Source organism: Ectothiorhodospira lacustris, from assembly GCF_022227845.1.
Classification (GTDB): Bacteria; Pseudomonadota; Gammaproteobacteria; order Ectothiorhodospirales; family Ectothiorhodospiraceae; genus Ectothiorhodospira; species Ectothiorhodospira lacustris.
On the sequence record NZ_JAJNQN010000002.1, the window covers coordinates 183,914 to 197,450 of the forward strand.

At 57.2% G+C, this 13,537-nt stretch carries 9 protein-coding genes; 2 read left to right on the plus strand and 7 right to left on the minus strand.

What is annotated here, in order from left to right; translation table 11 throughout:
* Window positions 1-178: 178 nt before the first annotated feature.
* The 5 genes from LQ956_RS02575 to LQ956_RS02595 form a co-directional block, all read right to left on the minus strand.
* Window positions 179-2,044: an anti-phage dCTP deaminase gene (locus tag LQ956_RS02575; protein WP_238629339.1), complete on the minus strand. Its 1,866-nt coding sequence runs from the start codon at window positions 2,042-2,044 to the stop codon at window positions 179-181.
* Window positions 2,045-2,449: 405 nt separating this feature from the next.
* Window positions 2,450-2,815 (minus strand): hypothetical protein, encoded by a 366-nt coding sequence (locus LQ956_RS02580; protein ID WP_238629340.1) that lies wholly within the window; start codon window positions 2,813-2,815, stop codon window positions 2,450-2,452.
* A 390-nt stretch (window positions 2,816-3,205) separates the two neighbouring features.
* Window positions 3,206-4,024, minus strand: coding sequence for a hypothetical protein (locus tag LQ956_RS02585; protein WP_238630359.1), 819 nt, complete (start codon window positions 4,022-4,024; stop codon window positions 3,206-3,208).
* The gene (locus tag LQ956_RS02590; RefSeq protein WP_238629341.1) at window positions 4,014-5,060 is read right to left on the minus strand and encodes a DGQHR domain-containing protein; all 1,047 of its coding nucleotides are present in this window, start codon (window positions 5,058-5,060) and stop codon (window positions 4,014-4,016) included. Before LQ956_RS02590 ends, LQ956_RS02585 begins: the two co-directional genes overlap by 11 nt.
* A gap of 571 nt (window positions 5,061-5,631) precedes the next feature.
* On the minus strand, window positions 5,632-6,159 hold the full coding sequence (locus LQ956_RS02595; RefSeq protein WP_200171278.1) for a thioesterase family protein: 528 nt from the start codon (window positions 6,157-6,159) through the stop codon (window positions 5,632-5,634).
* A gap of 149 nt (window positions 6,160-6,308) precedes the next feature.
* Between LQ956_RS02595 and LQ956_RS02600 the strand changes: the two genes are divergently transcribed.
* On the plus strand, window positions 6,309-7,655 hold the full coding sequence (locus tag LQ956_RS02600; RefSeq protein WP_238629342.1) for an OmpP1/FadL family transporter: 1,347 nt from the start codon (window positions 6,309-6,311) through the stop codon (window positions 7,653-7,655).
* 32 nt (window positions 7,656-7,687) lie between these two features.
* On the opposite strand, the gene LQ956_RS02605 is transcribed toward LQ956_RS02600, so the two are convergent.
* A complete protein-coding gene (locus tag LQ956_RS02605; protein WP_238629343.1) occupies window positions 7,688-8,602 on the minus strand; it encodes a LysR family transcriptional regulator in 915 nt (304 codons plus the stop codon).
* A gap of 112 nt (window positions 8,603-8,714) precedes the next feature.
* Between LQ956_RS02605 and metE the strand changes: the two genes are divergently transcribed.
* The gene (metE, locus tag LQ956_RS02610; RefSeq protein ID WP_238629344.1) at window positions 8,715-11,006 is read left to right on the plus strand and encodes a 5-methyltetrahydropteroyltriglutamate--homocysteine S-methyltransferase; all 2,292 of its coding nucleotides are present in this window, start codon (window positions 8,715-8,717) and stop codon (window positions 11,004-11,006) included.
* 49 nt (window positions 11,007-11,055) lie between these two features.
* On the opposite strand, the gene LQ956_RS02615 is transcribed toward metE, so the two are convergent.
* A complete protein-coding gene (locus tag LQ956_RS02615) occupies window positions 11,056-13,536 on the minus strand; it encodes an acyl-CoA dehydrogenase (RefSeq protein WP_238617042.1) in 2,481 nt (826 codons plus the stop codon).
* Between the last annotated feature and the right edge of the window lies 1 nt (window position 13,537).

The window sequence follows — 13,537 nt, forward strand, 5'->3', positions numbered from 1 at the left end:
CCTACCGTCTCGGAGTGTCGGGTCGGAGGAGGCGCGCTCACGCGCTGGCCTCCGTCCGCCGCTCAAACTGCACGTGCGGTTTTCCCGCATGCAGCTTTCAAACTCAAGAGTGCCTGTCCCAAAAAACTCATCCCCAAAAAACTCATCCTAACTTTCGTTCTAGTCCTTTACTCCTTCCCTACTCTTCTTTTTCAAGATCATCTACCTTGGAAACCAGCCCATTCATCTCATCTTGGGTTATCAGGCCACAGACACTCAATACCTTAATACTATCTAAAACCTTCTTCCTTTTCTCTCTACGCTTAAGGCTGCCGTCATCGAAGTATTCAAGCTCATCCTTATATGGAAGAGTTTGTTCATAAAGTTGATGATAACCCTTTCCAACCGCCCCTCTAAACTGCACAAGCTCCGGTATCTTGCTACCTATAGAAATAACATGTTGCCGTGATATCCCAGGATAAGGATCGATGTATACAATTTCTTTCACCCCTAGCTGATACGCCTTCTTCGCGCATAATTCACATGGGCTTGCTGTGGTGTAGAGCTTTCCACCTAAAATACCTTTACCTCCATATTTCGAAAGCTGAAGAAAAGCATTTTCCTCCGCATGCAAAGATCTCGTATGAACCTGATTACCTTTACTGTCCAAACTGTTCTTTAAATCTTTAAAGCAGTACGAAAGATTTCTCCCACTCAACAGTTCCTTACTAGAGGTTAGCGCTGCCCTATGCTCGGCTGCACGAGAACGAAACTCCTTGTCATTTCGTTCATAGTCACTGTAAACAAGCGGATCGAAGCTATGTAAAAGCCTATCTAAGGATCTTAAAGAGCAAGGAATTTGACCGGACGGAACATCGTTCCATCCCACGGCCTTAATTGAGTTGTCCGTGTCAGTGATCACCGCTCCAACCTGCCGAGATATACAGCCGGAGTTGGTCTTCGCTGTAAACGCGATCTGCATCACACGCTCCATGGCAGTCGGAGGAACCAATCCCGGATGTATCATCAATGATACATACCAAACAATCTGCGACTTCAGAATGTTACTATTGTCCAGTTCATTCCTGGGGTTAAATAGATGGATATCAGACATTTCAATACAACGCTTGACGTTCTGAGCAACGAAGTCTCCGTCCAAAATGGCCGAGCTACCAGACTCTGCCTCATCTATCTTTTTGATACTGGCTTCATCAAATTTTCTAACATTTCTGAGGTAGGCGCTCCTATCTTCATCGGGTGCATTGATAGATACAAGATAGAAAGCCGAGTACCGTTCTCTAAAAAATCTCGCCTCATATGGATTGCGTATGGCATCAATAACCACGAATGCGCTATCAAAAGATTTTCTAAGAATCTTTATTATCCTGTTAATGGTTTCAGGCAGGTGAAAAATTTGCCCCGGGTCAAATTTAGCACTTTTGTATCCGACAGAAACCCGACCAAGTTTCCGTATAGAGTTTCCTGCAGCTTGATACGTCTCTACATAGAGGCCAGGGGACATCGCGTCAAGCTCAGCCTTAAATTCATTAGTAAACTTTCTGTAAGAAACCAAACTCCTCAGGATGGATCTCTTAGCCACATACCTTGGATCAAAGTCAGATTCGTGGTCTAAGACCATCTGAATAACGCGTTTGCTTCTGCCCACATTAATCTTGTTGCCATAGGCAACTGATGACAAAACACCTTCAATCTGTGCCGCATCAGAGATTCCCGTTGGATCGCACGCTGCCACAAAGCTTGCCAAATCACCTATATCCATTGCGAGTAGGTACGCGGATATGAGGTCACTTATTTTTATTGCGAAAAATCTCTTCCAGTTATTTTTGGCATAACAACTAAGCACTTCGTACCGCCTGGAATCCAGTCCGTCATAGAACGCGTTGCACTTGTATCTTAGGTCGTCCATAGCCGGTATATCAGGCTCGGAAGACTCCATAATTGATGCAGCCGTAGTGCAACCGGAGCCAGTGCGCCCAGTAAGCCCAATCACTATGAACTTGCTTCGCTCAAGAAACAGCTTGGACAATGGTGCTACGTCAGCCATTTGAAACACCTCTTACTCTTTGGACAGATGACTCAGTTTTTCTATACTAATTGCGCAGCAGGGATATCAAACGGAACGTCGTGGTAGGAAAACTCAAGAGTACCTGTCCCTTACTTTTGCTCCATGGTTACGCCTGAAATCTTCGTATGTTCTCTTCTTATGAACTGCCTAGTGCGGACCCGCATGCTAGGCGGTGTGGGGAGGGCGGGCTAAACACTCGCCCTTACCCGATTCGCATTTTATTTATCTTGGAGAAGCACGGAAACGTTACTTTGAATATGACGGTGCTTCTCTCGAATCCTCTGTGGGACTTCCACATCCAGCTTGTGCATTCTTTGAACGAACTCAAGAGTGCCTGTCTCTTAACTTTCCCTCTTTCCCTCTTTGGGCGAACACCGGTTCAGATCAGGAGTGCGCATCGCTCACGGAAATCAACATAGAGATGCCAGTTCCTTCATTCACCCATTCGTTACAACTGGCTGTCAGTTCGCCCTCACCTTTCCTATCGACGTACATACGCGCCCCGTGGACGAATGTATGGAAATCTTTAACTTTTAGACCATCTTCACACCGTAAGTAGTGCCTGAATCCATCAGTCGGCTGCAGCGCACTAAATGAGAGCATCTTCCAATGATCGAATCCGGGTTCGACCATATTGATTTCAATATCCAGATGGGAGCAGTCCCTTTCAAATTTACTCAAATCAATGGTAGCCAATCTCGCCTCACCGCCATCGATAGTGACATTTTTGTAGTCGAATTCTTTTATCAAGAACTCAAGAGTGCCTGTCCCTAGAACTCACTGTACCGACAACAGCGACGACGATCAGTGGCCTGATAGCCCTCCCCCCTGTTTCAATGGTTTCCTCTCTGCGGTCATGTGCCGAGGATTGTCCTTGGACACTGCTCGTCTGCCGGGGTGGAAATCGACGGGAAATCAGGACATAGTAGTGGTTCAGGAGCCGGAAACTGGAGGAAACCCGGGACAGGGGCAGTCGATGTAATGAGTAATCAACCGAAAAACCCACCAAAAAAATCAAGATAACTCAAGAGTGCCTGTCCCTTACTTTCTTACTTTCTTGCCCTTAAGCCTTAACGCCCGACACATGCGCCGGTTTGGAGCCGCGAAGCGGCGGAAAAGCGGTCGCTGTGATGCCGTTTGTTAGCAACATGGCTCGAAAAGCTCAAAGACCCTACAGTCACTAGAAATGCAGGTTTCCAGTAGCTTTTTTGCGGATGACATTTTTTCCGGTGAGAAGCACGAAATACCGTTCCTGATAAGATCTCCTTTTGTCAGCATTGCTCGTTTCAATGGAGCAGCAATACAAGCATGATCTGCGTCGAAGCAAAATATGGGAGTGTCATCATCGTAGTATCTGTCGAGTAATTTGGAGTATAGTGAACGCTCTATCGAGACTTTTGCATTCTGATATTCATCTATGAAGCCTGGCTCTAGAAAATCGCGTTGCCTATAGTGTATTTGATGTCTCAGCTCCATCAACCATACGTAAACAGGTTTACCCTCTATGGTGTTTGTGGAAAGAAGGTCGTTCTCACCCACTAAGTCATCAAATATATTAATAACCCCAACATGATCGTTTCGATATCTACTATTACTCCGCTTAAGTGGCGTTTCTCCAGCACGAATCTCCCATAAATACTGGGACTGATTCTTTATTAGAGCAAACCCCTTCGCTGCCAGAGATGATCTCAGAAAATAAAACACTGAATAGTAAAATTTCACAACAGACCAAGAGTGTCTACCCATTGCAACACTAGCTATACCTTCGCTTAAACTAGCAATACCTTTATAATATAAATCCTCACCATCTTTTAACAATTGATCTTTAATGTAGTCTTCATCGCTATGGGAGACCTGATAGCTTTCCAGTTTTGGTCGATAACTATGCCAATTATCAAGATTACTACAGCCAACTGCAGTCTCAATATATACCTGAACCCGAAATCGATTAAAATTCATATTCATCATAGCTTGGCAGGGAGTTAATTACACTAGACTCAAGGTATTCTTTAACTTTCTTTCTGGCTGTTTTTCCGTCTAACCCCTTCATTTCATCCCAAGCAAGCAAGTTGTCATATGGGAGGTCAATAATTTTTTTCATGGTTTCAATTGTAAATGACTTTCTTTCCGCACATTTCAACATGAGGGTGCCGGTTAAATAATCTACCGCTCCATTGAAACCTGCTGCTTTTAAAAATGGATTCTTAGATTTAGATGTCCATAATTTTTCGTGCTGGTAAAAATCCTTCATCACAGAGAAGAAATTTTCAATGACTGTTTTCTGGTGTTTGAAGCTCGGTAAATTTACGGTGTAAAAAACACCATCTCTTCCCAAGTGTTGCTTAAAAGAAGAAACGAAAGTTGAAAGCTCTATGCTACCCGACCCTCTAGGAGCACCCGGCAATTTGATGCTTTTATAAAGAGGAGATTCCGGGTCATCATTTAGCTCCTTTGCAATATCGGTAGCTCTTATAACAACGTGCTCTGCATCATCGATTGCTTCACCAAACAAATCGTAGATCAAGCTTTTCGGGACGGGCTTTTGCTCAGTGTTAATGTTTAGAAAAATCTTCGCAGCCTGAGGTGTTGTCAAATGCTCTGAGAGCGTAACTATTACCTCCTGATCGCCAATTCCATCTTCTTCCTTCATTGCTTCTTCTAGCCCAGCCAGCCTATGCTGCCCATCAATAACTTGAGCTCCTGCAGGAACAAGTGGGATTTCTATGTTCTGCGCCTGTCTTTTGGGCGAAAAATTGTCATCTGTCCAGTTCAAAATAAATGAGTTAAAAAACATGTTTCCGTCGAGAACATAATTTTTTATGTCTTTTATTCGACGTTTATTTAGTATTCTCTGAACCGCACCTTCTTCATCATCTTTGCCTCTCACTGCAACATAATGTATGTGCAGAAGGTCACGAACCTTCATTGAGAACGTAAACGCAGGTATTTCCCCGAAAGAAGTCTCAAAATATTCTGTTTTATATGTGTCCTGCATACTTACTCCTTATTTCTTAAATTTTGCTAACAGCTTTAATGGATAGAATCCGCATTTCTCAGGAAAGGCAGATTCCGCATAGCACACCCCAGTAACCCGCTTCACCTCCAACCAACAACACACCCATCTTCCGTCCCGCCCCCACAACCCTCTGATTCAAAAAGCCATCCAGCCCGAAAAGGTACGCCCAACGCAGCCCCCCCAATGATTGAAGGCACCCACGCGGTCGTGTGCTATACGGATTCTGTATAAGTTGACATGCACGGAATGAGATACAACGTTCGCCGGGCGATACCGACGCATTCCGTTCAACCCTGGAGATGAAACACGGACCCGCCCGGCAAACAGTAAAACGTCGCACTGATGGCAACAGGCCGGCGGCTTCGCGTCCGCGATGAGGAATGTGATCGGGGATTGATCAAGGTGAGATGCCGCGGCCCTACCCCATTCGGGCCGCACGGGTTCCCTGTACTCCATGACCTTTTCCAATGCATGGTCCTGAAGTCGAGATTAGCCGATTTTGTGACGCAATTCCTGTTTCAGGTCAGGTTTATTCTGCAATCAGCGCCATTCAATCCACGCCGGACAGGTGGCTCTCCATAGCCAGCCAGTCTTCGATGGCGGTGGGCCGGGGCGGTGTTTCCGGGGTGAAGCCCAGGGATTTGGCAAAGACCCGTTCCGGGGCCACATGGCCGCCCTTGCAGCGGATCAGTCCCTTCACCAGGCCGATGGCCACGGTGCGCCCCTGCCGCACGAAGCGTTGTTCCATGTAGAACCACTTGTCGTCCCAGTAGAGCACCCGGGTGCGCAGTTCGAAGCGCTCGAAGGGCATGAGGGAGCGGCGCCAGCGCATCATGGACGAGGCAATGACCGGCATCCATTTTTCCTGCACCACCAGCCTGCCCATGCCGCTGCGGAACATCAGGTCCACCCGCCCCAGATCCATCAGCAGCAGAAACCGGGCGTTGTTCATGTGGCGGTTCAGATCCAGGTCGTTGGGCAGTACCCGCATCCGCAGCACCGACTCGTCCAGGGGACCCAGACGGGGCCGGAAACGCATGGTGATCATCAGCAGAAGCAGCCGGAAGTACAGGTTCATCCGTTCGGACTCCTGGGGGTGGGCAATGCCCCGAGTGTTTCAAACGCTTGAAAGAAAATCAAGGCCTACATAAGCTCATAAGCGATCGAACAAACGATCAAATTAGAACGAATAAACCACCATGGATCCAAGGTTGAGGAGGCGCAATCATGCGCAATGACAGCAGTGATGGACGTTTCACCCGCCGCCGTGCCTGGCAGGCGGCCTTGCCCGGCGCCCTGCTGATGAGTGCCCTGTCCGGCGGCGCCCAGGGGGCCGCCTTCGCCCTCAAGGAGCAGAGCGCCGCCGCCCTGGGCAATGCCTTTGCGGGGGCCACGGCGGGGGCGGAGGACATCAGTTACAGTTTTTTCAATCCCGCCGCCCTGGCCTACGGCACCGGGACCGAGATCTCTCTGGTGGGCAGCCTGATCCTGCCGCAGTTCGAATATGCCTCGGACAACTCGGCGGCCGGTCTGCCCTACCCCGGTGCCCATCGCAGCAAGAGCGATCAGGGGGCCTTTGTGCCGGCGGCCTTCGTGGCGCGGGATCTGGGTGAAGGGCTGCGCCTGGGGCTGGGCGTGACGGTGCCCTATGGTCTGGAGACCGATTATGTCCGCCGCTGGGTGGGCCGTTACGATGCCATCAATACCGACCTGATCACCGTGGACATCAATCCCACCCTGGCCTGGCGGGTGTCTCCCCGGCTGGCCCTGGGGATCGGTCTATCGGCCCAGTATGCGGATGCCAGCCTGAGCGGTGCCGTGCCGGGGGCGGGCATCACCCCGGACACCGACGGCAAGATAGAGATAGAGGGGGACGACTGGACCTACGGCTTCAATCTGGGCCTGCTCTATGAACCCGTGGCGGGCACGCGCCTGGGGCTGGCCTACCGTTCCCGCATCAGCCATGAGCTGTCGGGCCACGCCCGCTATACCCCGGCCGGTCTGGGACCGGTCACCGCCGCCCCCCAGAAGGTGGGCGGCACGGCCAAGCTGGAGCTGCCGGAGACCGTCGGTCTCGGTCTGCATCAGGACATCGGGCCTCGCTGGTCGGTGATGGCGGACGCTACCTGGACCCGCTGGAGCCGCTTCGACGAACTGCGCATCCGGTTTGCGGATGACATCGCCCTGGCCACGGACCCGGTCACCGGCCTGCCCATCAGCGCCATTTCCGAGAGCGTGGATGAATACAGCTGGCAGGACACCTGGTTCCTGGCCGTGGGCGTCAGCTATCGGGTCAATGAACGCTGGGCCCTGAGAGGCGGGCTCGCCCATGACGAGAGCCCGGTGAGCACCTGCTGCCGCACCCCGCGCATCCCCGACGATGACCGCACCTGGATGACCGTGGGGGCTACGTTCCAGCCGTCCGACCGGACCCGCCTGGATCTAGGGTACGCCTACATCCGCCTCCAGGACGCGGACATCGTGCTCAACGAGGAATCGACCCTGCCCGAGATCCCCGGTGGCTATGAAAGCTCGGTGCAGATCCTCACCGCTTCGTTCAATCATCGTTTCTGATCCGGAGGGGCGGATGCGGGCCGCCATGGGCATCATGCCGTCGGCGGTTCCGCGCGGTCCCGGAGGGTGCGCGCCAGCGCGATGAAGGCCCGCAGATAGTCAATGTCGGCATCGGCTTGCCGGGTACCAAGAAAGATCTGCTTGGCGATGCCCTGCGCCCCCAGCGGCACCGAGGTCAGGTCAAGCCGCTGGGCATGTTCCTCCACCAGCCAGCGCGGCAGGGCCGCCACGCCGCGTCCGCCGGCCACCATCTGCAGCATGATGTCGGTGGTCTCGATGGGCTTGTGACGCTTGGGCCGGATGCCCGCCGGCAGGAGGAATCGGGTGTAGATGTCGAGCCGGTCGATGGCCACCGGATAGGTGATCAACGTCTCTTCCGCGAGCTGCGCCGGCTCCACGAAGGGGACATGGCAGAGGCGATGCCCCTTGCCGACCACGAGCACCTGCTCATAGTCGAACACCGGCTCGAACCGCAGGCCGCGGGTGTAGAGGGGATCGGGCGTGACCAGCAGGTCGATCTCGTGGCCGAACAACGCGCCGATGCCGCCGAACTGGAATTCCTGCTTCACGTCCACGTCCACGTCCGGCCAGGCGTCAAGGTAGGGGGCGACCACCTTCAGCAGCCACTGATAGCAGGGATGGCATTCGATGCCGATGCGCAGGGCGCCGCGCTCCCCCTGGGCGAATTGCCGCAGACGGGCTTCCGCGTGGGCAAATTGGGGCAGCAGGCGATGGGCCACCGCCAGCAGATATTCACCCGCCTGGGTCGGCCGCAGACTTCGGCCCTCCCGGTACCAGATGGCCACGCCGAGCTGCGCTTCCAGCTTGCGCACCGCATGGCTCAGGGCCGACTGGGTGAGATGCAGGTGCTCGGCGGCGGCGGTCAGGGAGCCGTGCTGATCCACGGCACGGATGATCGCCAGATGGGAACGGTCCAGGTGTGTCATGGCATCCGCCTCACATGAATTTCATACATGTTTTGATGAAATAAAACCATTTTTATTCATGGTAATGGCCGATCAGAATGGTGTCATCCATTCACCACTCAGGACAATCGGCATGGCCATCACGCACAACCTCGGCTTTCCCCGCATCGGTGCCAGGCGGGAATTGAAGTTCGCTCTGGAATCTTACTGGAAGGGTGAGTCATCCCTGGATGCCCTCAAGGCGGTGGGCGCCCAGCTGCGCGCGCGCCACTGGGAGGACCAGGCAGGTCTGGATCGGGTACCGGTGGGGGATTTCGCCTTCTATGACCAGATGCTCGACATGAGCTTTACGCTGGGCAACCTGCCCGAGCGCGTACAAGGCTTCGAAGGGGATGCGCTGGACAACTATTTCCGTGTCGCCCGCGGGCGCTCGGCGCCCGAAGCGGATGCCCGGGCCCGTTGCGGAGGCGTCGCCGCCGGCGAGATGACCAAGTGGCTCGACACCAATTATCACTACATCGTGCCGGAATTCACCGCCGACACGGCTTTCAGGCTTGATGCCTCCCGTCTGCTGGCGCAGCTGGAGGAAGCCAGGGCACAAGGCGTGAGCGCCAAGCCGGTCATCATCGGTCCGGTGACCTATCTGGCGCTGGGCAAGTCGAAGGATGGGGCCGACCGCCTCGCCCTGCTCGATCGCCTGCTGCCGGTGTACGGAGAACTGCTGAACACCCTGGCGGCCCATGGGGTCGAGTGGGTGCAGATCGACGAACCCATCCTCGTCACGGAACTGGACGCGCCGTGGCGCCATGCCTTCGAGGACGCCTATCACACCCTCAAGAGCGTGCCCGTGAAGCTGCTGCTGGCGACCTATTTCGGCGAACTCCAGGACCAGCGCTATCTGGTCGCCAACCTGCCCGTGGCCGGCCTGCACATCGACGCCATCAACGGCCGCGATGACGTCATGCCGCTGCTGAACCTGTTGCCTTCCGGCAAGGTGCTGTCGCTGGGTGTCATCAACGGGCGCAATATCTGGAAGACCGATCTGAACGGGGTGCTGGACTGGCTGGAGCCGATCCACGCGCAGCTCGGCGAGCGCCTGTGGATCGCGCCGTCCTGCTCCCTGCTGCATGTGCCGGTGGACCTGGACAGCGAGCGCAAGCTGGATGGCGAGATCCAGTCCTGGCTGGCCTTCGCCAGGCAGAAGCTGGAGGAACTGCGCATCCTGGCGACAGCCCTGAATCAGGGGCGCGAGGCGGTCAGGGCCGAACTGGACGCCAACCGCGCCGCCATCGAGGCGCGCCGACACTCTCCCCGGGTGAACAATCCGACCGTGAAGGCGGCCATCGACGGGATCGATGCCGGCATGGGCCGGCGCCTGAGCCCCTATGCCGAGCGTGCTATCCGGCAGGCGGCGCGGCTCCAGCTGCCGAAGTTCCCCACCACCACCATCGGCTCGTTCCCGCAGACCAGCGAAATCCGGGTGGCGCGGCGGCGTTTCAAGGCGGGTGAGATCGACGCGGCAGCCTATCAGGAGATCATGCACGGGGAGATCGCGGGCTGTGTGCGCGAGCAGGAGGCGCTTGGGCTGGACGTGCTGGTGCACGGCGAGGCCGAGCGCAACGATATGGTGGAGTATTTCGGTGAACAGCTCGACGGCTACGCCTTCAGCCAGTTCGGCTGGGTGCAGTCCTACGGCTCCCGCTGCGTCAAGCCACCCATCCTGTTCGGCGACATCAGCCGCCCGCGGCCGATGACCGTGGACTGGATCAGCCATGCCCAGTCGCTCACTGAAAAACCCATGAAGGGTATGCTCACCGGCCCGGTGACCATCCTCAACTGGTCCTTTGTGCGCGACGACCAGCCGCGCGCGGTGTCCTGTCGGCAGCTGGCGCTGGCCATCCGCGAGGAGGTGCTGGACCTGGAAAAGGCCGGCGTGGGCATCATCCAGATCGACGAGGCGGCACTGCGCGAGGGCCTTCCCCTGCGTCGTTCCCAGTGGCAAGACTATCTGGACTGGGCGGTGGAATCCTTCCGCATCACCGCCAACGGGGTGGGCGACGAGACCCAGATCCACACCCACATGTGCTACTCGGAGTTCAACGACATCATCGAGTCGATCGCCGCCATGGATGCCGACGTGATCACCATCGAGACCTCGCGCTCCGACATGGAACTGCTGGATGCCTTCGACCGTTTCAAGTACCCCAACGAGATCGGACCCGGCGTCTATGACATCCACTCGCCCAACATCCCGACCGAAGCCCACATGGTCGACCTGATGACCAAGGCCGCGGCGCGGATTCCCGCCGAACGCCTGTGGGTGAATCCGGATTGCGGCCTCAAGACCCGCCAGTGGGGCGAGGTGATCCCGGCCCTGACCCGGATGGTGGCCGCCGCAAAGACGCTGCGTGCCGGATATGCATGAACAGGGTTGCCGGGCCAAGACCCGGCAACCCCCAAGACCCGCCACGGGCCTATACGGCGGCGGAATCCGCCCTTTCCCGGCGCCGGCCGGATGAGGCCCTGGCGCCGATCGGGGCAAGGGCCTCCGGCGGCAGGGCATCGGTCAGGACGCACTCGTAGCGCAGGTCTTCATAGACCTGCAGCCGTTCGGCTTCCTCTTCGTCGAGTAGCCCCCGCTCCCGAGCCTGGGCCAGACGCTCACCGAAGGTCAGGCCTTCCACCTCTCCCCGGGCCACCAGCTTCTGGAAGCGGTCATACAGCGGCTCCACCTGCTCCAGCATGCGCAGGGCCACCTCCATGCGGCCGACGGCATCCTCCCCATCATCCTCGGCCCAGAAGCCGATGCCGGTGAGGCGGTCGCGCACCCCGCCGGTCTGCATCATGGCCTGGGCGATGGACTGGCCATCCTTGTCCCGGGGCGGGTGGTAGGGACGGCCCAGGGGGAAGACCAGGGCCCGCAGCGCGGCACCCAGCAGGGGGCTGGGGAAGTTGCGGAAGAACTCGTCGAAGGCCAGACCGATCTGGTTGAGGGAGTCATCCAGGGCCCAGCGCACGAACGGCAACTCTGCCTCCGGGCGACCGGCATCCTCGTGGAACTTGAGCACGGCGGACCCCAGATAGAGGTGACTGAGCACATCCCCTAGACGGGCGGACAGACGCTCCTTGCGCTTGAGTTCCCCGCCCAGCACCCCCATGGCCACGTCGGAAACAAAGGCCAGGGCCGCACTCATCCGGGTCAGCTGCCGGTAGTAATCGGCGGTGGGGCCGGACCGGACCGGTGTCTGCGCCCAGCGGGAACCGGTCAGGCCCAGCACCAGGGCCCGCGTCCCCCGGTTGATGGAATACCCCATATGGCCGAGCAACAGGCGGTCGAAGGCGGCCAGATCATCATTGCGCACCGCTTCCATCTCCTGGAACACGAAGGGATGGCACCGCACCGCCCCCTGGCCGAAGATCATCAGGTTGCGGGTGAGGATGTTGGCCCCCTCCACCGTAATCCCCACGGGGATGGCCTGATAGCTGTAACCCAGGTAGTTGCGGGGTCCGAAGATGATGCCCCGGCCGCCGTGCACGTCCATGGCGTCATTGATGGATCGGCGCATCATTTCCGTCATGTGGTACTTGGCAATGGCGGAGATGACCGAGGGCTTGATGCCCAGATCGCCGGCGGTGGCGGTGAGCCGCCGGGCCGCCTCCATGCGGTAGGCATAGCCCCCGATGCGGGCCATGGCCTCCTGCACCCCTTCGAAGCGTCCAATGGGCAGCCGGAACTGGCGCCGGATGCGGGCATAGGCGCCGGTCATGCGGAAACTCATGTGCCCGGCCGCGGTGCCCAGGGCCGGCAGGGAGATGGCACGGCCCACCGACAGGCATTCCATCAGCATGCGCCAGCCCTTGCCGGCCATCTCGGGGCCGCCGATGATCCACTCCAGGGGGATGAACACGTCCCGCCCTTCCACCGGACCGTTCATGAAGGCCAGCCCCATGGGCAGATGGCGGTCGCCGATGCGGATGCCCGGATGGGCGGCGGGCACCAGGGCACAGGTGATGCCGTATTCCCGGGGCGCGCCCAGCAGACCCTCCGGGTCATGAAGACGGAAGGCCAGGCCCACCACCGTGGCCACCGGGGCCAGGGTGATGTAGCGCTTGGAGAAACTGACCCGCGCCCCCAGGACCTCCCGGCCTTCGTGCATGCCTCGGCAGACCACGCCGAAATCCGGCATGGAGGCGGCATCCGAGCCCACGTCGGGGCCGGTGAGGGCAAAGCAGGGGATTTCCCGGCCATCCGCCAGCCGGGGCAACCAGTAATCCTTCTGGGCCTGGGTGCCGTAGTGCAGGATCAGTTCCCCCGGTCCCAGGGAGTTGGGGACCATCACCGTCACCGCCGTGGAGATGTTGCGGGTGGCGATGCGGGTGACGACGCAGCTCTGGGCGTAGCTGGAAAACTCCCGGCCACCGTAGGCCTTGGGAATGATCAGGCTGAAGAAGCGCTCCTTGCGGATGTATTCCCACACCTCGGCGGGCAGGTCGCCCTGTTCCCGTTCGATGCGATCGTTGTCCAGCATCCGGCACAGGTGAGCCACCTGGTGATCCAGAAAGGCCTGTTCCTCCTCGGTGAGTCGGGTCACCGGGATGGACCGCAGACGCTGCCAGTCCGGGTTGCCCTTGAACAGCTCCCCTTCCCACCAGGTATCACCGGCCTCCAGGGCCTCCCGTTCGGTGGCGCTCATGGGCGGCAGGCTGCGCTTGAACACCGTGAACAGCCGCCGGCTCAGCAGGCGACGGCGCAACATCGGCAGATTCAGTACCAGGGCCAGGGGCGTCAGCACCGCCAGGGTCAGGAGCATCCCCCCATCCGGCAGCAAGCCGCCGCCCCACAGTCCCAGCACGTAGAGAAAGACCGCCAGGGTCCAGATCACCAGCGGCGCGCCCTGATAGGCCAGATACACCCCGCCCAGAACGGCCACGGCCATAGCAATTGCCAGCATCATT